Origin of the sequence: Streptomyces sp. CB00316 (assembly GCF_001905595.1) — a bacterium.
In the GTDB taxonomy this organism is placed as follows: Bacteria; Actinomycetota; Actinomycetes; order Streptomycetales; family Streptomycetaceae; genus Streptomyces.
The window spans coordinates 388,534-410,185 of sequence record NZ_LIXI01000003.1 but is presented as its reverse complement, the minus strand read 5'-3'; the positions used below and the strand labels follow the sequence as shown (position 1 = coordinate 410,185).

Below are 21,652 nucleotides of genomic sequence, written 5' to 3'. Positions count from 1 at the left end.
CGCGGGCGGTTGCGGATGGAGAGCGCTCTCCACGGGTGCTATCAGGACGCTCATGACGGATGATCTGCGGTCGGCCGGAGCACCGACCCCGCAGGACGTGGCGCGGGCTGCCGGTGTCTCGCGCAACCACCCGTCTCCCGGGTCACCAACGGCGTGCGCAACGTCGATCCGGCGATCCAGGAGGTGGTGGTACGGCAGGCGGTCTCCGTCACGGGCTACGCGCCGAACCGGGCGGCCCGCTCCCTGATGACGCGGCGGGCGGACTCCGTGGTGCTGGTGGCGTCGGGGGCGGGCGTCGAGTAGGGGTCGCACCCGACAGGGGCCGGGCCCACGGGCGGCCGGGGACGACCGCTCCTTCACCGCGCAGGCCTTCGCCGCCCTGTCCTTCGGCAGGGCGGTCAACTACCTGCGGCCTCGGGGGATGCATCCGGTGCTGATGCTCGCGGAGAGCTCACGGACCCGCGACGAGGTGGTGACGTATCTGCGGCAGGGCAGCACAGACGGGGCGCTCATCGTCTCCACGCACGCCGAGGACCCGTTGCCCGGCCTGCTCACGGAGGCGGGACTCCCGGGCGGCTCCCGCCGCGGGTCAGGAAATCGGCGAGCGGGAGCGTGGCGGCGCCGACGGTGACCGCGTCCGGGCCGAGCCGGCCCATCTCGATGGTGGTGCGGGCCGCCGCGTGGCGCAGGGCGTACTCGCTCGTGTACCGGCGGATGTCTCCTGGGAGAGCGCTCTCCAGGGCGGTGTCGGTGTTGCGTCGAGGCTGAGAGGGTGTCAGTAGCTGGTGAAACGATGCGCCGCGCGACGGGCGTGGAGGTAACGGGCCAGTGCGACGGCGGATACCGAATGGCCCGGGAGGCGGAGGCGAGGCGGGCATGCGGACGGGCGGGCACCGGCATACGGAAGCGGCCCCGCCCGTGGGCGGGGCCGCTCCGATGCCTGTCGTACGCGTTCACCTCATCCACGGGAGCCGGGCGGCCGACTCCCTGGGATCACGCGGTGTGCAGCCTCAGCCCGTACCGGTTGAGGATCTCGTTGATCGGCTGGTACCAGGTCTCACCACCGCTGGAGCAGTTGCCCCAGCCGCCCGAGGTGACGCCCTGGGCCTGGTCACCGCTGATGAACGAGCCGCCGGAGTCGCCACCCTGGGCGCAGACGCTGGTCTTGGTCATCTGGTGCACGGCACCCTGGCTGTAGTTCACGGTCTCGTTCTTGGCGAGGACACGGCCGCAGTGCCAGCGGGTGGTGGAGCCGGAGCGGCAGATCGAGGCGCCGATCGGGGCCTCGTTCGAGCCGCGGACCAGCTGGTCCGGGACCGTGCCCCAGCCGAGGACGACGGGGACGGTCCACCAGCCGCTGCCGACGTTGACCCAGGCGTAGTCGTTGCCGGGGAAGGACGAGCCCTGGAAGTTGCCGATGTAGGAGTTGTCCCAGCCGCGGACCTGCTGCCCGGTGCCCCCGCAGTGCCCGGCGGTGACGAAGCCGCCGTGGACCGAGAAGCCGATCGAGCAGCGCACGTTGCCGGTGTAGTACGGGTCGCCGCCCACGGTGCCGGCGGCGAAGGTCTGCGGGGCCTCGGCCGTCCGCTCGACCGTGACGGGCCCGGCCTTGCGGGCCTTGGCGACGAAGGCGCGGACATCGTTGTCACCCTGCGCCGAGTCGACGACGTTCACGACGACACGGCTGGTCGCGGGGTCGACGCGCCAACTGGCCACACCGTCCGGCGCGCTCAGGGCGTCGATGCGTTTCATGGTGGCGTCGAGCTGGGCGGCCGAGTGCTCGACGACCCGGGTCTGCGCGCCGGCGGCCCGTACGGCACCGGCCTTGCCGGCGTCCGTGACCGCCACGGTGAGCTTGCCTGTCGCGGGGTCGAACCACGACCCGCCGTAGGCGGAGCCCGCGGCGCGCTGCGCCTTCGGTTCCAGGGCCGTCGCCGCCTTCTCCTGCGCCAGCCGCGTACGGGCCTGGCTCTCGGTCAGGCCGAGGTCACGCTGCATGGCGGAGAGCAGGGCGGCGGAGGCGGGGAGCTCCGCGGAGTCGGCGGGGGCGGCGGACGCGGTCGACGGGCCGACGGCGGTCCAGGCACCGAGGACCAGGAGCGCGGACAGACCGGTCCGCAGGACGGTTGCGTGTCTCAAGGGAGTGACCCTTCCTGTTGTTCCAGCGACGTGGGGGGTGGAACGGGAGGCATCCGGGCGCACATCCGGATCGAGACCTTGAGAGCGCTCTCAGATGCGTCGTCCCGGACTGTAGCGGAGTTCGATAGTCAGGTCCATGCCAATGACGGGAGCGGGTCCGGAGGGGTGCTGCGGAGACCGTCCGGCCCGAGCCGCGAAGGCGCCCCGCACCGGGTTTGAGTAGGCGTACTCATCCGGTCCGCGAAGTCCGGTCCTACTGTCACAGGAACACAGGGCAGCACCACCCCGAGGAGCCGACCATGGCCGGATCACGCCGCAGACAGTGGAGAGCCGCCGTCACCTGCGTACTGGCAGGGTCGCTGGTCGCACTGACCGGCGCCTGCGGCGTGGTCACCACCAAGGAGGACCGCCGGGCGGCGGAGCAACTGGCCGACGAGCACTTCCCCGGGCAGATCAAGGCGATCGGGGCACGCACGCTCTTCCCGGGCGCCGGAGGCTCCGAGGTCACCTTCGCGGTGGCCGACGACCGGGACGCCGTGGTCCGGCTGCGCATCAACGCGGACAAGGGCACCTGCGACAGCAAGGAGTGCGCCGGGGTCCTGAAGGAAGCGGTGGCGCGCGGACGGGCGGACGCCGCCGCGTTCCGCACCCTGCGGGACGCGTTCGACGCGTGCGGCTACCAGGTCATCGCCCTCGGCCCCACCGGCACTCCACCGTATGTGGTGGCCGAACTGACCAACGCCACCGTGCAGCGGGTGCTCGCCGACATCGGGGGCTGCGTCCAGCGCTGGGTCACGGCAAGCGGAGCCGACAGCCCGCTCGCGAAGGCGAAGGCCTCGTACGTGAACGTGGTCTCGCCCGCCGTCGCCGGGAAGCGCGACCGGGGCAAGGACTCCTGGCCCACCATGATGCGCCTGACCCGCAGCGACCTGCTCGCCTCGCTCACCGAGCACGCCTACCATTCGGCGAGTTTCGACATAGGGGCCGGCCAGGTGGACACGGCGGGCAGCGCCCGGGTGGTGCGGCCGTTCAAGGAGAGGCAGGCGTTCGGCAAGACGGTCCAGGACGCCGTGCGGGAGGAGCTGCGCGCCACGTACCCGAACGTGGTCATGAGCGGCTACCAGTGGGTGTGGCGCCTGGAGCCGGGCCGGGTCGACCGGCAGACCGGCTATCTGCTGTTCTGCCCCGAGCCGAGCGAGCGGGGGAGCTGCGTCAACAGCGACGACGCGGTCCTGGTGACCACGGACGAGCGCGGCAACCCGGTGGGGAGGATCCGCCTCGTGCGCGACGTGCGGGACGGGACGGGGTCGCTGCGGCTGCCGCCGTACTGAGCCGTGTCAGGGTTCCAGCAGGGGCAGTCCCGCCGCTTCCCACAGACCACGGAACGCGTCGGTCTGCCGGGCTTCCTCCCCGGCCGTACGCCACACCCGCACCGCACTCCCTTCTCCGCTGCCGCCCAGAGGGGCCCAGCCGGGGTCCCCGTGGGCGGCGAACGCGACCCAGGCACCGGCCATGCGGTGCGACAGCTCGTGGTCGGCCGGGCCGGGCGGGCCGCCGGTCAGGAAGTGCAGACTCTCCTCGTTAAGGTTCCCGAAGGCGAAGGGGATGTCCGCACAGTGCCAGGCCCGGACCCGTCCGCCATGCCCGCCGCACCGGCGGTCGAAGCGGGAGAGGAAGGTCCGCCCGCCTGACCGGGCGTGTGCCTCGGCGAGCCGGCTGCTGTATTCGGCGAAGAGGAGGTCTCCGTACAGGGCCAGATGGACATCGAGCACGGACGCGTCCGGCATACGGTCGCGGTAGCCATCGGCGAGGTGGGGCGGCAGGCCGAAGTCCGCAGCGAAGGTGGCGAGTTGCCGTTCCGTGGTGACCGGGGCGCTGCTGCCCACGGCGTCCAGGAGCCAGAACTCCTCGGTCGTGTGGCAGACCAGCAGCTCCACCTCCGCGCCGGCTCCGGCGGTCCATGCCTCCAGCGGGTCGCAGGGCAGCAGGTCCCCGTCGGCGACGGGCCCGTAGATCGCCGGATCGTAGTGGCGCTGCCCGGAGCCGGGGTCCTGCCGGTACCGGTCGACGACCCGGTCCGAGGCGCTCACCAGCGTCTGCGGTGACGCGGCGAGCAGCCCCGCGCGGGTGGCGGGCACCCCGGCCGCCGCCGCGACCTCGGCGGTGGTGCGGGCCGCCCGGTCGGCCGTGGCGCAGGCGTTGACGGCGCTGTGCAGGATGGCACGGCGGAACAAGCCGCGCGCCCGGGTGGTCGCCATCAGGCAGGCCACGGAGGTGGCCCCCGATGACTGTCCGGCCAGGGTGACGCGCCCGGGTGAGCCACCGAAGGCGGCGATGTTGTCCCGTACCCATCCCAGGGCGGCGATCTGGTCGAGCAGCCCCCGGTTGTCGGGGCAGACGGCCCCCTCGCCGTCCGCGGGAACGTGGCCGAACCCCTCGAAGCCCAGGCGGTGGTTGAGCGTGACGACGACGAGCCCCCGGGCGGCGAGGGCGGTGCCGTCGAAGTCGGGCTGGGCGGAGGAGCCGAAGACGTACGCGCCACCGTGGATCCAGACGAGCACGGGCAGGCCCCCGGGCCCGTCCGCCGGTGCCCAGATGTTCAGTGTGAGGATGTCCTCGTCCCCGGGCGACCAGGCCGGGGAGCCGGGCAGTTCGGCGGACTGGGGCGCCACGGGGCCGAACGCGGTGCACTCCCGTACGCCGTCCCAGGGCTGTGCCGGACGCGGCGCCCGGAACCGGTCTGCGCCGAACGGCGGTGCCGCGTACGGAAGTCCGAGTACGGCGATGATCCCCGGATTCCGCCCGGAGCGCCGCCCCCGTACCTGCCCCGCCTTCGTGGTGAACACGTCCACGGCTGCCGCTCCCCCGCCCTGCTCCGCCCGACCGCCCGGCGTTCGGGCGTGCGGTTGCCAGGATGTCAGCCGGTCCGCCCGTCGCGCCAACACCTTTTCGCAGGTCAGCGCGGTGGGCGATGCCGGCGAGGCGGGCTCCCGGGGACGGCGGACTGCTGCCTACTGACCGATCAGTTCGCGCACCGTCGCCATGTCGCTGAAGGGCAGCAGCTCGTCACCGACGATCTGGTGGGGCTCACTGCCCTTGCCCGCGATGAGCACGATGTCAGCCGGTCCCGCCGAGGCGAGGGCGGAGGCGATGGCCGCACGGCGGTCGGTGAACCGTTCGAACGGCGTTCCGGTCGCCGCGATGCCCGGCACGATCTGGTCGAGGATCACCTCGGGGTCCTCGTACCGGGGATTGTCCGAGGTGAGGACGCACAGGTCGGAGTGGGTGCCGGCGATGGTGCCCATCTCGGCGCGCTTGGTGGTGTCGCGGTCGCCGCCGCAACCGAAGACGGTGATGACCCGGCCCTTGGCGAAGCCGCGGATCGTGGACAGGACCTTGTTGAGGGAGTCCGGAGAGTGGGCGTAGTCCACGATCACCGAGGTGCCCTCGGGGGTGTGGAGGCGCTCGAAGCGGCCGGGGATCTGCGGCATGCGCTCCAGCGCGTCGACGAGTCCGGCCAGGCTGTGGCCGAGCAGATGGCAGGCGGCCACGGTCGCCAGGGCGTTGGAGACCGAGAACCGGCCCGGGGACGGGATCGCCGCCGGGTACTTCCGGCCGTCGTGGTGCAGGGTGAACCGGGTCCCCGAGGCGTCCACGGCCAGGTCGGTGGCGCGGTAGTCCGCCGGGCCGTCCAGGGCGTACGTGGTCACCGCGTCGGGCATCAGCTCCCGGATGCCCGCGCCGACCGGGTCGTCCGCGTTGATGACCGCGCGCCGGCACAGCCCCTGGAAGAGGCGGAGTTTGGCGTCCCGGTAGTGCTCCATGGTGCCGTGGTCGTCGAGGTGGTCCTGCGACAGGTTCGTGAAGACGCCCACGTCGATGAAGGTCCGGTCCAGACGGTGGGTCAGCAGGCCCATTGAGGTGGCCTCCAGGACGACGCTGCCGGCCGCGCTGTCGCGCATGCGGCTCAGCAGGTACTGGAGGTCGGGCGCTTCCGGGGTGGAGAGCGCCGAGGGCGGCATCGGGATCGGTTCGTCCCCGATCCGGCTCCCCGCCGTGCCGATCACCCCGACCCGGGCGCCCTCGGCGAGCCGCAGCACCGACTCGACCATGTACGAGACGGAGGTCTTGCCGTTGGTGCCGGTGATCGCGATCAGGTCCATCGCACGGCCCGGCTCACCGAAGTAGCGCGAGGCGATGACGGCCGCGGCCTTGCGCGCGTCCGGCACCCGGATCGCGCACACGTCGCCCGCCGCCGCGGGGAGAGTTGGTGCCTGGGCGTCGACGACGACGGCTGCCGCGCCACGGGCGACGGCCGGTGCGACGGCGTCCGGACCGCCGGCCGCATGGTCGGGTACCGCGACGAAGACGGAGCCGGGGGTGACCCGGTCCGCGTCGAACGTCGTGCCGGCCGTGATCCTGGTGCGCTCGGGGCTTCCTTGCAGCACGTGGTGGTCCTGCCCGGCCAGTAGGTCGCTCAGCTTCACGATGGTCCCTTCGAGTGCGGCTCGGCCCGTCTCTGCGGCCGTCGCCGGGCAGCGGCACGGGCAGGTGCGCCGTGTCCGCGTGTTGCGTGTTGCGTGTTGCGTGATGGGTGTTGCGTGACGTGGTGGGTGTCGCGTGACGTGAATCAGTCGTGGTGGGTGCCGTCACTCGTACGTCGTGGTGCTGGGGAGCAGGTGGCCGAGGCGCGGGTCCGGCGTGCGCCGGGGGCGGCGGCTCCCTCCGGCGCGGAGAGGCCGGAGTCGTTCATGGGAGGGGCGGCGGACCGGGGCGTCCCCGCCCGGGCCTGCGGACGCCGAAGACCGCTAGCCGTGGCCGTGCAGCGCGGTACGGCCCGATCCGGGCGCCGCGTCGGCGGGTGCCGGTGCGGCGCCGGGGACCGCGACCGGGGGCAGCGCGGAGAGGGCCCGGTACGGGCACTTCCCCAGTTCGGCGCTACGACTCATGAGCCGAGTGTACGTCCGACCCGGCGTGCCCCGGCCCGTCCGGAGCAGGCAGGAGCACGTCAGGGCCGTCGCGGCGCCGTTCCGGACGGGGCGCACGGAGGTTCCTGCCGGAGGCGCTGTGTTCCGGCCCCCGTCCCCGTACGGCAAGGCCGTGACCTCTGCACGGACCCTTTCGGCGCACCACGGCGGAGCGCCGGAATCCGATCTTCCCTTTGCGGCCGGAGCGGGACCGGAGTGGAATTGCGTACAGGGGACAGTGGTTCTCCCGAGGAAAGGACGCGCCATGAGCGACACCGACTGGGGGGACGACGTCTACCAGCCCCAGGAGCAGGAAGCTTCCGATCCGGATGAACAGCTCGGCGCCGAGGACACGCTGCTGGACCCCTCCGGCACCGGCGATCCGCTTGACGAGGGCTATTCACCGCCGGACCGCCCCTGGGTGGTCGAAGGCCTCGGCACCACGGCTGCCGAGAGCCTCACGGGTGAGTCGCTCGAAGCCCGGCTGACCAGGGAACTTCCCGAGACGCCCGGTTTCACCGGCGACGGCGTGGGAGACCTGGCGGGCGGGGACGGCGAGCTCTGGGACGGCAAGGTCGGCGTCGCCCGTGCCGGGCGGCTGACCCAGCAGGCGGACGGCAGTGTCCCGGCCACGCTCACCGCCAGCGATGTGGGCATCGACGGCGCGGCGGCGTCGGCCGAGGAAGCCGCGATGCACGTGATCCCCGAGGACGGGGACGACGAGAGCCTTCTGGACGGTTCGCTGCCCGACGGCGCGCTCCTCCACGGTGCCGGCGAGGACCGGGGTGCCGAGGACGGCTCTTCTGTTGTCAGCTCCCCCGTCGACGGCTCCGCCGAAGGCGCGTGAACGCCGCCGTCCCCCGTCCCGTACTCCTCTGACCGAACGCCCCCGGAATCGCAGGAGCACACAGATGAGCGGCACTGCCCAGATCGGCGTCACCGGACTCGCGGTGATGGGCCGCAACCTGGCACGGAACTTCGCCCGCAACGGCTTCACCGTCGCCTTGCACAACCGCACGGCCTCACGGACCGACGCCCTGGTGAAGGAGTTCGGCGACGAGGGCACGTTCGTCGCCGCGCACACCCCCGGGGAGTTCGTCTCGGCGCTGGAACGCCCCAGGCGACTGGTGATCATGGTGAAGGCCGGGGATCCCACGGACGCGGTGATCCAGCAGTTCGCACCGCTGTTGGAGGACGGCGACGTCATCATCGACGGTGGCAACGCCCACTTCGAGGACACCCGCCGCCGGGAGAAGGAGTTGCGGGAACGCGGGATCCACTTCGTCGGGGCGGGCGTCTCCGGCGGGGAGGAGGGCGCGCTCCACGGCCCGAGCATCATGCTGGGCGGCTCGGCCGCGTCGTACGCGTCGCTGGGCCCGATGCTGGAGAGGATCGCCGCCAAGGCGAAGGACGGCACCCCGTGCACCGCGCACATCGGCCCCGACGGGGCCGGGCACTTCGTGAAGATGGTGCACAACGGCATCGAGTACGCGGACATGCAGCTGATCGCCGAGGCGTACGACCTGCTGCGCCGGATCGCCGGGTACTCCCCCGCGCAGATCGCCGACACCTTCCGGAGCTGGAACACCGGGCGGCTGGACTCCTACCTCATCGAGATCACCGCCGAGGTCCTCGCCCATACGGACGCGGCCACCGGCAAGCCGTTCGTCGACGTCGTGCAGGACCGCGCGGAGCAGAAGGGCACCGGGCGCTGGACGGTCCAGATCGCGCTCGACCTGGGCGTTCCCGTCTCCGGGATCGCCGAGGCGGTCTTCGCCCGCTCGCTCTCCGGCCACGTGGACCTGCGCGAGGCGTCGCGGGAGCTGCCGGGCCCGGAGGCGAAGCCGCTGGAGGGAGCGGAAGCCTCGGCGTTCGCGGACCGGGTCGAGCAGGCTCTGTACGCATCGAAGGTCGTCTCGTACACGCAGGGCTTCCACCAGATCCGGGCCGGCGGCGAGGCGTACGGCTGGGACATCGGCCTCGGGTCCGTGGCGGCGATCTGGCGGGCGGGGTGCATCATCCGGGCCGCGTTCCTGGACCGTATCCGGGCCGCCTACGACTCGCGGCCGGAGCTGGTGAGCCTGCTGTCGGACGAGGAGTTCGGCCGGGAGATCGGGGCCGCGCAGGACGACTGGCGGGCGGTGGTGGCGGAGGCGGCGCGCCAGGGCGTGCCGACGCCCGGTTTCGCCGCCGCGCTGTCCTACTACGACGGGTTGCGCGCGGACCGGCTGCCCGCGGCGCTCACGCAGGGGCAGCGGGACTTCTTCGGGGCGCACACCTACCGGCGTACGGACCGGGAGGGGGCGTTCCACACGCTGTGGGGCGGGGACCGGTCCGAGGTCGGGGCGGGCTGAGGCGTACGCGCCCGGGGCAGGGGCGGGTGTCAGTCGGCCGGGTCACCCCGGGTGCGGGCGCCCGTGGGGCGTGGCTTAGTGGGCTGCGAGCCCTGTACCCGCGGTCTCACGCGATCCACCCGATGCCTGGAGTGCCGCGCATGTCCGCAGCCGTCCCCGACGTTCCAGCAGGCGTTCACGTTCCGGATGCTGACGCCGGAGGCGGTGGTCGGGCTCATCGCCTGAGCGGCAGCCGTCCGCCAGAGTTGTCCGACGACGAGCCGAAGACCCGTGGGGGCAGCCATCACCGACTCCGGCCGTACGACCCAGACGCCTACGCCACCCCGTGCCAGGCCCGCCGTCCGCTTCGACGCGGCCGTCCGGGCGGCCGTCGGGCAGGGGCTGCTGAGCGAGTCCCGCCCGGTGGCCGGGTTCGTCGACACGGACGGGGTGCGATCGTCCGTCACCGAGCTGCGGGAGGCGTTCGGCCACAGCCCCGGTGTGCTGCACACCTTCGCGGCCAAGGCCTCCTCCCTCATCCCGGTCCTGCGGCTGCTCGCCGAGTGCGGGATGGGGTGCGAGGTGGCGAGCCCTGGTGAGCTGCGGCTCGCCGTCGAGGCCGGTTTCGCTCCGGGGACGATCGTCCTGGACTCCCCCGCCAAGACCCGCGAGGAGATCCGGCTGGCGCTCGCCCTCGGGGTGGCCGTCAACGCCGACAGCATCGACGAACTCCGCCGCATCGACGCACTGCGCAACCGGGACTCCGCCTCCGTCCTCGGGCTGCGGGTCAATCCGCAGGTGGGCGGCGGCGCGATCGGCCCGATGTCCACAGCGACGGACACCTCGAAGTTCGGGGTGGCGCTACGCGATCCGGGCGCCCGAGAGGAGGTCGTGCGGGCCTTCGAGGCGCGCCCGTGGCTGACCCGCCTGCACGCCCATGTCGGCTCCCAGGGCTGCCCGCTGGAGCTGATCGCGGCGGGCGTGGCGCAGACCTACGAGCTGGCCGAGGAGATCAACGAACGCCTCGGCACCCGGCAGGTGACCAGCCTGGACATCGGCGGCGGGCTGCCGGTCAACTTCAGCGACGACACCGTGCACCCCACCTACACGGCGTACGTGGACGCCCTCACGGCCGCCGCCCCCGCGCTCTTCTCCGGCCGGTACACGCTGGTCACCGAGTTCGGCCGGTCGCTGCTCGCGAAGAACGGCTTCATCGGGGCGCGGGTGGAGTACACGAAGGACGCCGGCGACCGCCGGATCGCGCTCACCCACGCGGGGGCGCAGACCGCCACCCGTACCGTCTTCATGCCCGACTCCTGGCCACTTCGGGTCGGGGCGTTCACCGAGGACGGCTCACCCAAGCAGGGACCGGAACTGGCGCAGGACATCGCGGGGCCGTGCTGCTTCGCGGGCGATGTGGTGGCGCACGGCCGGAAGCTGCCGGAGCTGGCCGAAGGCGATTTCGTCGTCCTCTACGACACCGGGGCGTACTACTTCTCCACCCCCTGGGCGTACAACAGCCTGCCGCGCCCGGCGGTGTACGGCTTCCGCTCGACGGCGCCGGAGGGCGAGGTGAAGTTCGCAACGGTACGGGAGGCCCAGACGATGGACGCGATCGCCGCGGAGAGCGGCCTGGCACACGCGGACGCGCTGACAGGACTGGGCTGAGTCCCCCGCCCGCCGTGGGCGGAGATCGTGCGCGGGGCGGCTCCGGCAGCCGACCCGCGCACGTCCCTGCGTCGCCTTACGCCCCCTACGACCCGGCGGGCTCCGGCTGTGGCTCCGGGGCCGGCACGGGGTCCGGGCCGGGTGCCGGAGGCTGCGGGATCGGGTCCGGGGCCGGGCCGGGCGGCATCGGGGCGGGCCCCGGCGGCACGGGCGGCGGGCTCGGCACGGGCGTGGGCGGACCCGGCACGGGCGGAGGCGTCGGCGACGGCGGTACGGGGTCGGGGTACGGGTGGGTCATTTCGATCCTCCACAACGACACGAAACGGACAGATGGAGCTTTCCTCCACCGTCTCCCCGTGCGGCTGCCCGCGCCTGCCGAGTCCACACGTGCGCACGGCCTGCACGGACGGCCGGCCCTCCGTTCACTCACCGGGACGCCCCCTGGCCGAAACACGCGAACCGCCTCGCGGCCGGCGCTACGGTCGGCACGTGACCGAGCAGCTGCTGCCCCGCACGACCGGGCCCCCAGCCGAGCCCATGTCCACGACTCCACCGCGATCGAGCCGGCGAACGCCTCAGCGCTGAACGACCCGGCGGATGTGGAGTTCGCCCACGCCGTCCATCTCGCCGACTCACCGCATGCGCAGCCATGCCTGCAGCTCGTCTTCCGGGCCCGCGCCTGGCGGGGCACCCCTGAGCTCCTGGAGCCGGACCGGTGCGCCCGCTGGGCCTGGTGACACCCGGACGACCTCCCAAAACCGATCGTTCCGTACGCCCGCGCGGCCATCGAGTGCATCCGCGAGGGAGTCCCGAACAGCGAGACGGGCTGGGAGTGAGGCGCCCGCCCACACCACGGGCGGCCGGTTCAGCCGCCCGCGACGACCGCCTGCGGGCTCCGCTCGGTAGAGGTCCCGGGCACCGGCGCCGAGGCGTCGGTGCCGAGCGCCACGATCCGGTTGTCCGCGTCGACGTGGACGACCCTCGGGGTGAGCGCGCGGGCCTCGGCGTCCTCGACCTGCGCGTAGCTGATCAGGATGACCAGGTCACCGGGGTGCACGAGGTGTGCGGCGGCGCCGTTGATCCCGATGACACCGGAGCCGCGCTCGCCCTCGATGACGTACGTCTCCAGGCGGGCGCCGTTGTCGATGTCAACGATATGGACCAGCTCGCCGGGCAGCAGGTCGGCGGCGTCCATCAGGTCGGCGTCGATCGTCACGGATCCGACGTAGTGCAGGTCGGCCTGGGTGACGGTGGCCCGGTGGATCTTGGACTTGAATATTGTACGTATCATCGAGGCACTCCTGGAGATAGGCTCCCTGCCTGCGTACTTGCAGGTCAAGGGCTGTTTCCTCATCCTACAACGCGTCGCATGTCCGAGCGACGTTCCCCAGGTTTTTTCAGGACTCACGCTGACCACTTGCTGACTTTTCTGACAGTTCGCCAGGGGACACAGGAGGCCCACTCACCCTCCCTGGATCCACCACGACTACTTCGCAAGCCTACGCAGCTCTCCCCCGTGGGTACCCGTGATCGCCGTCACCCTGACGAGCCAACAGCGGTTGCATGCCCCCAAGACCTCTGGAAGAACCTTGCGAGCGGACGAGGGGTCGATGCGGCGCGGCGACCTGGCAGCGAATCGCAGGGCAGCAGAGCCGCTGCTCCAGAGAATGGCCGACGAGCCGTGTATCCGGCGGGAGCGACGCTGACCGTCGAGCCGCTCTGCGTGGCGGTCCCGCCCCATACGTTGGAGAGCTTCTGGCCGTTGACGAAGACGAAGGCGAGGTTCCAGCCGTTGATGGCGGTGGTGCCGGTGTTACGGATGGTGATCTCACCTTGGAACCCGCCGGGCCATTCGCCGACCACCCGGTAGCCGACGGAGCAGCCCACGCCCGGCGTGGGCCCGCTCTTGTCCGTGGTGACGTTCACCGTGGCGGAACGGGCCGAGCGATTGCCGACCGCGTCACGGGCGTATACCGCGAATGTGTACACGGTGTCCGCGGCAAGCCCCGTCACAGTGGCACTGGTGGTGGCGGACGAGACGGCTGTGGTCTCGACTACGTCCCTGAGACTGATCCAGTAGTCGGCGGCGTGGTCGAGGGTGCCTGCCGCAGCGTCCTCGCCGTATCCGGTGGTGTCGTGCACCTCCAGGACGCAGATCAGCCGGTTGCTCTTGCAGTCGTCGACGATGCCCGCGACTTCGTCGGGGCCGTTCCTCGTCCAGCGGTGCCCGTCGGAGAGAACGACGCGTACGGCGTTGGCACCCAAGGCCTTGATGTCGGCCAGCGACTGCGTCTCGCCGGGGTACCAGGTGTGCGCGTGGTTGACGCCGCGCATGACAAAGTCGTTGCCGTTGGCCTCCAGCAGGCGGCCGTTGCTGACGTGCAGGCCAGTGACCGCGGCTTCCGCCGCGGCGGGCCGGGCCTGCGCAGCGGCGGGGCCAAGCGCGCCCAGCAGAACGACGCCGAGAGCAGCGGCCAGACTTCTCACCAGGACGTTCAAGGGGAGCAGGGGCACGTCAAGGCATTGCGCCTTCGGTGTACAGGCCGACGGACCGTCCGATCCCTATTGCTCCCCATCCCCGCCATGACGGCTATGCCGTTCAGCGCGGCCCCCGGGGCCCTCGCCGGAGGCGTTCCCTGGTAGCGCGGGGAGCGTTAGGGCAGGACGAAGGGGCCTCCCGACACTGGTACGGAACGCCACTTCCGCCGCGGTCGTGGGCCGGGGCGCCACGGTCAGAACGGCATATGGCCACGGGCGCGGCGGCCGGCCGAGCCGCTGCAGCCCACGGCCTTGGAGCTGCTGCGGAACGGCTTGCTGGAGATGCGGCCCAGAGCACGGGGAGCCGGAGGCTTCAGCTGTCGCTGTCGATGTACGCGGCCGACGGCGCTGCACCCCTGCACGTCAGAGGCCCCTCCTCCGCGACCCGTTGGATAGGGTCGGCGCATGACTGAACAGCACGATCCACTGGCGTGGCGCCTGAAGAGCGAACGCCCCGGCCCCGTCGGCTACCTGGACGTGCGCTGTCGCACCTATGTGCAGCCGGACGGCAAGGAGTCGGATTGGGACGTCCTGCAGGGCCCGCGTGCGGTGGCCCTGGTGGCGTTCACCGAGGACGGCCACGGCATTCTCGTACGGCAGTACCGCCCCGGTCCGGACAGAGTCCTGGCAGAGCTCCCCGGTGGCCTCATCGAGCCCGAGGAGGACGTGATGGCTGCTGCCGCCCGTGAGCTCCTGGAGGAGACCGGATACCAGACCGGCTCCACCGAGATCGTCATGCAGACCTATCTGGCGTCCTTCGCCACTCATGTGCGGTACGCGGTCCTGGCCCGCGACTGCCGCAAGGTCGGCGAACCCACACCGGACGCGGAGGAGTTCGTCGATCCCCTCCTCCTTCCGCGGGAGGAGTACGTGGCCCATCTCCTCGGCGGCCAGTACACCGACGCGGACCTGGGCCTGGCCGGACTCGTGGCGGCGGGTCTGCTCAAGCAGACGGGCTGATCTCCCGGGATCTCCCGGAGCGCCGGTCGAATCGGGCAGCAAAACCACAGCCGAGGCACCGGAAGTCACACGGCCTCATTCACATCGTTGTGTTCTCGTGCCGATTGCGCTGGTCCGCAATGAACAGAAAACCCTTACCGGACTAATCCTCAGGTCTTCAGGCAGGGGAAGAACGTGCACGACACGCTTGCGTGATACGAAATGCATCGGGGCTGGGGGTTTCCACGGCAAAGACTTTCGCTTCTGCGGCCGAAGTCGTCGTGGGCCTCTTCATCCTCCTCGAACACCACAGGAAACGGGCGCCATGGACGTGAAAACGGGCCCACGAGGGTGGCGACCCAAGACCCGACAGCAAAGAAGCCCTCATGCGGAAACCCGGTGGCCCCCACACATCTCGCGTGAGGGCCACCGGGTTTCCGCATGAGGATGACAGCCACGGAGCCGTCGGCGGCCGGTCCGTGAGTGCCGCGCCGTTACTTGATGAAGTCCCCGACCACCTTCGGCGGCCAGGTGCCGACGTTGAGGACTCCCATGGAGTAGGCGCGCGACACCAGGGCGGCCCTGTTCGGCACCCTGAGCTTCCTGAGCAGGCCCGTCACGTGGTACTCCACGCCCTGGCGGCTGAGGTGGAGCCGGGAAGCGAGCGGGATCGTGGACATGCCGGCGGCTATGCCCTCCAGGATGCGCGCGTCTATCTCGGTGAGGATCTTCTTCTGGTGGGTCACGACGCCCGCGTCCTCCTCGGAAGCGTCCGAGGAGCGCATGAGAACCAGGATCGCGGCCAGGTCGGACGTCCCCCCGCTCACGGCAGCGGCCGTGAGCGTCCCGGCGAACGCCTCCTCCGGCCCCACGGCCACGACGTGGGAGACGAAGCGCTGCCGCTTACCCTCCACCAGGCGCGAGAACTGGCGCATCAGCGGTTGCTGGACGCTGGGGTGGACCAGCTCCCGGAAGCTGCGCCCGTAGACCTCGGCGGAGGCGTCGCCGAACCTGCGGAAGAACTCCTCGTTCGCCTGCCGGACGGTCAGGGCCGGGTCGAGCGAGGCGACGCACAGTCCAGGCCGGTCGAAGCCCTGCGCGCCCCCGTATCCGTTCTGGTCGGTTTTGAGGCCACTCGCTATGTCCTGCCTCGAATCAGTGAGCGCAGCAATCGCCACGAGACCGCCATCCTTTCGTATCCCCCGATTCACTGGAATGCACACATTGTCCTGTCGATGGATTAACGCCGCCGTCCGACCTCACGCGCCGCCATTGACGGGTTCTCCATTTACAGACCGGAGACTAGGTAATCCACGACGCACCCGTCAACGAGCCCTCGGCACAGAAGGCTAATGCTGTGGTCCGAACCGCGGGAGGTTCGGTCCGCAATGCGGGTGCGCTCACAGGGGAAGAATCAGGCATGCCGGGCGGAGCCTTTGAGCCAGCGGGCACAATGGGGCCAGGACTTGAGGAGGATGTGTGGTTCGTGCACGCTCGCACGGTCGCCGTTGAAATACCCGCAGCACCATCACACGGCGCGCCATTAACGTGAAAGCCAGATGTCGCTGTCTACGCAGGCAGCGCTCCTGCCAGCTCGTGCCGGCCCGAGATGCCGAGCTTCCGGTAGGAATTCGTCAGATGTTTCTCGACTGCTCGCGAACTCACTCCGAGTTCATCCGCAATCTCCTGGTTGGTGAGGCCCCTGTTCACCTGAGCGATCACCTTTCGCTCGCTTCGGGTGAGATGTGCGGCTTTCGGGGCACGGGCGGTGCCGAGTCCGTGCTCGGCCTGTTCGACCAGCCATGGGGCGCCGTAGGCCGCCGCGATGGCACCCGCCTCGCGGAGTGCAGCCTCCGCCTCGGCCCCGCTGCCGAGCTGCCGGCCCAGGAGGACGAGCGTCCTGGCGAGTTCGAGCCGGAACTGCGAAGCGCGCAGCACGGTGGCCGCGTCGCGCAGGAGGGGGATTCCCCGGGCTCCCTGGAGCCGGCCCTTCAGCCGCAGGGCCCGGCCGAGCGCGGCGGGGGCTCCCCATTCGGTGGCCCAGGCGAGCTCCTCCTCGGCGAGCCGCAGGGCGGCGGCGTCGTCGCCGAGCCGCTGGTAGAGGCCGACGGCCTGCGAACGCCAGGGGAACAGCGCCGAGTTGCGCCAGCCGGAGTGGTCCAGTTGACGTCCGCAGGCGAGCAGCCGTTCCAGGGCTGTGGCCCGCAGGCCCCGTTGGGCGTCCACCGACGCCTGGAGGATCTGCAGTGACGCCGTGAGAGCCAGCCCGGTCGCCCCGCGCCGTCTGGCACGGGCCAGGATCCCCTCGCTCAGCGCCGTGTCACGCAATTCGAGGGCGACGGTGGTGAGGATCATCATCGACGCCTCGCGCCAGTCCGTGTCGGCCGCGGCCATGGCTCGTTCGACGTACTCGCGTGCCAGGGTAGGTCTGCCTTGCGAGACGAGCACGAACGCCCGCGCGGCGAAGAGGAGTACGCCGTCGGCGTCCGTGGCGTGCGGCACGCCGGGCCACTGTGCGGAGGACAGCCACGAGGCCACCTCCCGTACCGATTCGCTGGTGAACAGGGTGATGACGGCCAGCGGGAGCACGGTGTGCGCGCCCCCTGGTACCGCCGGTTCGCGTTCCAGGACGAGACCCGCCGTGCGAGCCGCGTCCGCGGCGGGCAACGCCCCGACCAGTGTCGCGGAGAAGACCAGCACGGTCAGCAGTTCGCGTTCGGCCGCGGAGCCGACCGGTGGTTGATCCCCCAGGCCGCGCAGGCGTTCCGTCGCGGCGGCGAGCTCGCCCGGGTTCTCGTGGCCGCAGTGCCTCATCCGGGCCTCCAGCCGCAACGCCGTCTCGCGGGCCTGCGCGTCCTCTCCCGCGAACGGGGCCGTCTCGTCCAGGGCGTCGCTCAACAGCTCGGGCACGGAGGAATGCGCGGCGCCGAGCAGGAGGGGCGGTATGCGCAGGACAGCGGCCGCCCGGTCCCTCGCCGTATTGAGCAGCGGCAGGGCCTGCACGACATGGCGCCGGCACGCCTCGGGGTCGAAGCCTCGCTCCGCGGTGGCCAGTTCGACGAGGAGTGCGGCCCGGCTCTCGTCCTGCGTACGGTGTGCGAGCAGCGCTCGGCGCAGATAGCAGGCGGCGTTCTCCGGTGCGCCCCCGCGCAGCGCGTCGTCGGCCGCCGCCCGCAGCGCCATCACCGACCAGGGGCGCCCGCAGGCCGTGACGTCCATCATGTGGTCGGCGACCTCGTCGGCGGGCCTGCCGCTGGAGAACAGCAGATCCGCGGCGGCGGCGTGCCAGTGCTCGCGTTCCACGACCGACAGGGCGGACTCGACGGCTTCCCGCACCGCGGGATGGGTGAAGCGTGGTTCGGGCGCGTCGGCCAGCAGCCCCGCCTCGCACAGCGCGCGCCGGGCGGCTCCGTAGCCGATCTCGTCCAGTCCGGCGAGTTCCGGGACGAGACCGGGACCGCCGTGGCCGCCGAGCGCGGCGACGGCCGAGGCCGTGTCGCGTACCGCCTGCGGACCGGTCCGCAGATAGCTCGCCAGCCGTTCACGGAGCCCGGCGGGCCGCACGGTGCGCACCTGGCGGGCTTGCTCGGCGGTCGGGGCCGGGCCGCTCACGGCCGTGCTCAGCAGGATCGACGTCAGGAACAGCGGATTGCCGCGGGCCGCCTCGTGACAGGCGCGTACGTACTCCTCATGGGCGCCGGGGCCGCAGTGCTCGGCGATCACGGCCCGGGTGGCGTCGAGCGAGAGGGGGGCGAGACGCAGCGTCTGCGCGGCCGAGCCGGAGAGCTGCCCGACGAGGGGGTGTCCTGTGCCCTGCTCGCCGTCGCGCAACGAGCAGACGAGCGCGGCGCACAGGTCTCCGGGCTCTTTCACCAGGCGGACGAGCCACCTGAGGGATGCGGGGTCCGACCACTGGAGGTCATCGAGGAGGATGAGCAGCCGAGCGTCGCCGCAGAAGTCCGCGAGCAGCGGGCGCAGGGCTTCGGGGCTCGGCTCGAAGGCCGCCGGATCGTCGATGCCGGACATCAACCGCTCGGCCGGCCCCGGCTGGTCCCGCCATCGTTCGCGGTCCTGACGGGAGGCGCCGGACAGCATGCTGTCGAGCAGTTGCCGCACCACCCCGTACGCGAAGTGCTGTTCGGCTGGGGCCGCGTTCGCCCGCAGAACGCGGACGTCCTCGCCGGGCAGGGCGGCGGGCAGTTCGCGCAGCAGAGCCGTGCGCCCGATCCCGAGCGGCCCGGACAGCACCGTCACCGTCGATGCGCCCGGGGTCGCGGCGCTCAGAGCGGCTGTCAGACGGGACAGTTCCGGTGCCCGTTCATGAAGCATCGCTCGACCGCTCTCCCATGTCGTGCGTCAACCGGCACAGTTCCTCTCGCCCGTTCAGGCGGAGCTTGCGGTAGGCGTTGCTCAGTCTCAGTTCCACGGTGCGTCTGCTCACCGAGAGCAGCGCGGCGATCTCCCGGTTGCCGTGCCCGCACCCGGCGAGGGTAGCGGTGCGCTGTTCGGCCTCGGAGAGTGACATCCATTCCGGGGGCAGGGCGGGGCCCGCGGGCCCCGGCGGGCGTTCTAGTCGCTCCGCGAGCGCGTTCACCGAGACAGCGAGGCGGCTCGACGGATAGGCCGCGCGGAGCCCCGAGAGCCGGGCCAGGGAGAGTCGGGCCGCGGCGGCGTCCCCGCTCTCCAACTGGCCGGCGGCCACCTGGACCAGTGCCCATGCGTACAGCAGCCGGGAGGGCGAGTCGCGCAGTATCCTCACCGCCTCGCGCGCGCCGCCCGCGGGCCCCGGGCCGGAGCCGGTCAACGGGGCGCTCCACAGGTGAGCCAGGCCGAGTGTGCTCGCTGATCCCCAGCGAAGGGAGAGCCGCGCGTTCTCCGCGCTCAGCCGTGCGGCCTCGTCGACGTCGCCCAGAGCGTACAAGGCCTCCGCGGCCTGGGCGCGCCAGCTGAGCAGCGCGGGATTGCTCCACTGGGCGCTGAGCAGACGGCGCCCGCACTCCTTGGAGAGCTCGGCCGTCTCGGCCCAGCGCTTCTCGTGGGCGAAGACCCGTGCCCTGGCGAAGAGTAAAGCGGCCCAGTCCATCCCCCGTTCCGCGCCGGGCGGCGCCGGGGCCGCGGCGAGGGCCCGCGCCGACGCCTCGCGCCCGGTTTCCAGCGCGACGTGGATGCGCAGGGCGGTGACGGCCGGGGCGATGAGCGGGTGCCGCTTCGCCGCGGGCAGGGCCTGGTCGGCGGCGTCCAGCTCCCGTTCGACGGCGTCGAACCGACCGGCGCGCATGGCCAGGTCGGCCCGCACGGTCAGCGCCTGCGCGGCGGCGGCCCTGCGATGGTCCCGCCGCAGGACCGTGAGCAGCCGGTCCAGCTCGCCGTCCGCCTCCTCGTGGTCGTCGGTGAGGACCAACGCCCGGCAGGCGGCGATCCTGGGCAGGGCCGGTGCCGTGTACGGGCTGTCGCCCGCGAGCGCGGCACGGGCAAGCTCTCGGGTGGCGGTCAGGTCCTGGCCCCGGACGGCGAGCTGCCAGGCGCGGACGCCCGCCTGGGCGGGGGCCGAGGGCCGGCCGGGCAGCGCGGGTACGGCGGGCAGCGCGCACCCGGGATCGCCCATGGCATCGTCCGCCAACCAGAACAGCGCGGTCAGACCGTCCTTCTCGTCCGGCCGGGAGCGGGACAGCGCTTCGGCGGCCGTCCGGCGCGCCCAGTCACCGTTCCCGCGGGCGAGACCGATGTCGACGGCGTGAGCGCGCAGACCGGCGGCGGCGCTGCCGGAACCGATCAGCTCGCCGAGCCTGCGGTCCCCCGCAAGGGGTGCCGAGATCGCCTCGGCAGCGGCGAGTTCCATGGTGAGCCGGGTACGTTGGCCCGGCTCCAGCGGCTCTCGCAGGGCCCGGACCAGGCAGGCGGTGGCCCGGCTGTGGTCGCCCGCGTCCATCGCCTTGGCGAAGCACCGGCGGAGCGTGGTGACCACCCAGGGTGCGCCGAGGGGCGGCGTGCGGAGCAGGACGCGGGCCGTGTCCTCGTCGTCCGCCCCGGCCCGGTGGGCCAGTACGGCGGCTCGGGAGTGGAGCCGGGTGCGCTCCTCGGCGCTCATGCCCTCCAGCACCCGGTTCCGTATCGCCGGGTGACGGACCTGTGTCCTCGTGCCGCCGGTGACGATGAGCCCGTCGGCTCCGAGCATGGTCCGCAGTTCCTGGGCGCTTTCGGGTTCCAGACCGGCCAGCGTACGGATGAGGGGGAAACCCAGCAGATCGCCGCCCACGGCCAAAGCCCGCATGAGGTCGGCCGACTTCGCGGGAAGGCAGCTGAGCGCACGGGTCGCGTGGTCTCCGACGGCGGCGTCGGCGAGGGTACGCAGTTCGGCGAGCCGCGCGGCGACCGGTGTGTGGCCCAGGCCGGTGAAGCGGTCGAGTACGTCGCGGAGTACGGCGGGGTTGCCATCGGTCGCCGTGGCGGCCGCCGCGACGAACCGTGGGTCGCCGGGCCTGTCACAGACCGTCTCCACCATGGCGGCGACGCCCTGACGGGTCAGCCCGCGCACCAGGAGTCGCTGAGTGGGGACCGAGGAGGCAACCACCGGGTCCAACCAGGACCGCGCGCCGGCCGAGGCTCCGCTGCCGCTGGTCAGCACGGCAACGGGGGTGTCGGGGGCGAGTCGCAGGACCAAGGCGCGCAGCCAGGACAGGGAGCCGGGGTCCAGCCACTGGGTGTCCTCCATGACGACCAGGGTGGGCGGGGCTGTTCCGATCCGGTCGAGCGTGGCGGGGAACGCCCCGGCCGACTCGGACCGGTCTGCCATCGTTGTCATGAACGCTGCCGACGCGCCGAGGGGCTGGTCCCGGTCGTCCGGTGCCGCCTGCGCTCGGAGCACGCGCAGCCCGTCCGACCGGGCGCGCCCGGTCGCCCAACGCAGCAGCCCGTTCTGCGCGTGGCCCGCTCTCCCGGCCAGCGTCACGACACCGGAACGCCCCCTGGCCAGTGCCAGGAGCAGGGACGTCAACACTCGTTGCGCCTGCTCCTGTTCGAGCAGATCCGTATCCCGGTGAGGGCCGTCCGGCCCGTCTCCGGACAGCT

General features: G+C 72.0%; 14 protein-coding genes and 3 pseudogenes. 6 read left to right on the top strand and 11 right to left on the bottom strand.

Features of this window, described 5'->3' with window-relative positions:
• Positions 1 to 52: 52 nt before the first annotated feature.
• Positions 53 to 568 (top strand): annotated as a pseudogene (locus AMK21_RS09805) (LacI family DNA-binding transcriptional regulator); the annotation flags it as partial.
• On the opposite strand, the pseudogene AMK21_RS35885 reads toward AMK21_RS09805, so the two are convergent.
• Both AMK21_RS35885 and AMK21_RS09795 read right to left on the bottom strand, forming a co-directional pair.
• Positions 552 to 719 (bottom strand): annotated as a pseudogene (locus AMK21_RS35885) (sugar kinase); the annotation flags it as partial. The pseudogenes AMK21_RS09805 and AMK21_RS35885 sit on opposite strands and share 17 nt — an antisense overlap.
• A gap of 274 nt (positions 720 to 993) precedes the next feature.
• Positions 994 to 2,139, bottom strand: coding sequence for a S1 family peptidase (locus tag AMK21_RS09795; RefSeq protein WP_073876271.1), 1,146 nt, complete (start codon positions 2,137 to 2,139; stop codon positions 994 to 996).
• 299 nt (positions 2,140 to 2,438) lie between these two features.
• Between AMK21_RS09795 and AMK21_RS09790 the strand changes: the two genes are divergently transcribed.
• Entirely contained in the window at positions 2,439 to 3,470 is a 1,032-nt protein-coding gene (locus AMK21_RS09790; RefSeq protein ID WP_073876270.1) for an SCO7460 family lipoprotein, read from the top strand.
• 6 nt (positions 3,471 to 3,476) lie between these two features.
• On the opposite strand, the gene AMK21_RS09785 is transcribed toward AMK21_RS09790, so the two are convergent.
• From AMK21_RS09785 to AMK21_RS35060, 3 genes are all read right to left on the bottom strand, one after another.
• Positions 3,477 to 4,991 carry a carboxylesterase/lipase family protein gene (locus AMK21_RS09785; RefSeq protein ID WP_073876269.1) on the bottom strand — a complete coding sequence of 505 codons (1,515 nt, stop codon included), beginning with the start codon at positions 4,989 to 4,991 and terminating at the stop codon, positions 3,477 to 3,479.
• A gap of 159 nt (positions 4,992 to 5,150) precedes the next feature.
• Positions 5,151 to 6,626: a UDP-N-acetylmuramoyl-L-alanyl-D-glutamate--2,6-diaminopimelate ligase gene (locus AMK21_RS09780; RefSeq protein ID WP_073876267.1), complete on the bottom strand. Its 1,476-nt coding sequence runs from the start codon at positions 6,624 to 6,626 to the stop codon at positions 5,151 to 5,153.
• A gap of 321 nt (positions 6,627 to 6,947) precedes the next feature.
• A complete protein-coding gene (locus AMK21_RS35060; protein WP_158070710.1) occupies positions 6,948 to 7,088 on the bottom strand; it encodes a hypothetical protein in 141 nt (46 codons plus the stop codon).
• A 283-nt stretch (positions 7,089 to 7,371) separates the two neighbouring features.
• Between AMK21_RS35060 and AMK21_RS09770 the strand changes: the two genes are divergently transcribed.
• The 3 genes from AMK21_RS09770 to AMK21_RS09760 all read left to right on the top strand — a co-directional run bounded on the left by AMK21_RS09770 (position 7,372) and on the right by AMK21_RS09760 (position 11,107).
• Positions 7,372 to 7,953: a DUF5709 domain-containing protein gene (locus AMK21_RS09770; RefSeq protein WP_073876263.1), complete on the top strand. Its 582-nt coding sequence runs from the start codon at positions 7,372 to 7,374 to the stop codon at positions 7,951 to 7,953.
• Positions 7,954 to 8,017: 64 nt separating this feature from the next.
• Complete coding sequence (gndA, locus tag AMK21_RS09765; RefSeq protein WP_073876261.1) at positions 8,018 to 9,460, top strand: NADP-dependent phosphogluconate dehydrogenase; 1,443 nt, start codon at positions 8,018 to 8,020, stop codon at positions 9,458 to 9,460.
• Between the two features lie 270 nt (positions 9,461 to 9,730).
• Positions 9,731 to 11,107, top strand: a complete 1,377-nt coding sequence (locus AMK21_RS09760) for a diaminopimelate decarboxylase (protein ID WP_073876259.1) — start codon at positions 9,731 to 9,733, stop codon at positions 11,105 to 11,107.
• 865 nt (positions 11,108 to 11,972) lie between these two features.
• On the opposite strand, the gene panD is transcribed toward AMK21_RS09760, so the two are convergent.
• The 3 genes and pseudogenes from panD to AMK21_RS35880 form a co-directional block, all read right to left on the bottom strand.
• Complete coding sequence (panD, locus tag AMK21_RS09750; protein ID WP_073876255.1) at positions 11,973 to 12,398, bottom strand: aspartate 1-decarboxylase; 426 nt, start codon at positions 12,396 to 12,398, stop codon at positions 11,973 to 11,975.
• Between the two features lie 245 nt (positions 12,399 to 12,643).
• The gene (locus AMK21_RS09745; protein ID WP_073876253.1) at positions 12,644 to 13,621 is read right to left on the bottom strand and encodes a cellulose binding domain-containing protein; all 978 of its coding nucleotides are present in this window, start codon (positions 13,619 to 13,621) and stop codon (positions 12,644 to 12,646) included.
• Between the two features lie 218 nt (positions 13,622 to 13,839).
• Positions 13,840 to 13,950, bottom strand: a pseudogene (locus AMK21_RS35880) (DUF6411 family protein); the annotation flags it as partial.
• A gap of 100 nt (positions 13,951 to 14,050) precedes the next feature.
• Here AMK21_RS35880 and AMK21_RS09740 point away from each other — a divergent pair.
• On the top strand, positions 14,051 to 14,605 hold the full coding sequence (locus tag AMK21_RS09740; protein WP_073876251.1) for an NUDIX hydrolase: 555 nt from the start codon (positions 14,051 to 14,053) through the stop codon (positions 14,603 to 14,605).
• 473 nt (positions 14,606 to 15,078) lie between these two features.
• On the opposite strand, the gene AMK21_RS09735 is transcribed toward AMK21_RS09740, so the two are convergent.
• The 3 genes from AMK21_RS09735 to AMK21_RS09725 all read right to left on the bottom strand — a co-directional run bounded on the left by AMK21_RS09735 (position 15,079) and on the right by AMK21_RS09725 (position 21,581).
• Positions 15,079 to 15,726 carry a helix-turn-helix transcriptional regulator gene (locus AMK21_RS09735; RefSeq protein WP_234421895.1) on the bottom strand — a complete coding sequence of 216 codons (648 nt, stop codon included), beginning with the start codon at positions 15,724 to 15,726 and terminating at the stop codon, positions 15,079 to 15,081.
• Between the two features lie 427 nt (positions 15,727 to 16,153).
• Positions 16,154 to 18,913, bottom strand: a complete 2,760-nt coding sequence (locus AMK21_RS09730) for a helix-turn-helix transcriptional regulator (RefSeq protein ID WP_073876249.1) — start codon at positions 18,911 to 18,913, stop codon at positions 16,154 to 16,156.
• Positions 18,903 to 21,581 (bottom strand): LuxR C-terminal-related transcriptional regulator, encoded by a 2,679-nt coding sequence (locus AMK21_RS09725; protein WP_079181117.1) that lies wholly within the window; start codon positions 21,579 to 21,581, stop codon positions 18,903 to 18,905. Before AMK21_RS09725 ends, AMK21_RS09730 begins: the two co-directional genes overlap by 11 nt.
• Positions 21,582 to 21,652: the final 71 nt, after the last annotated feature.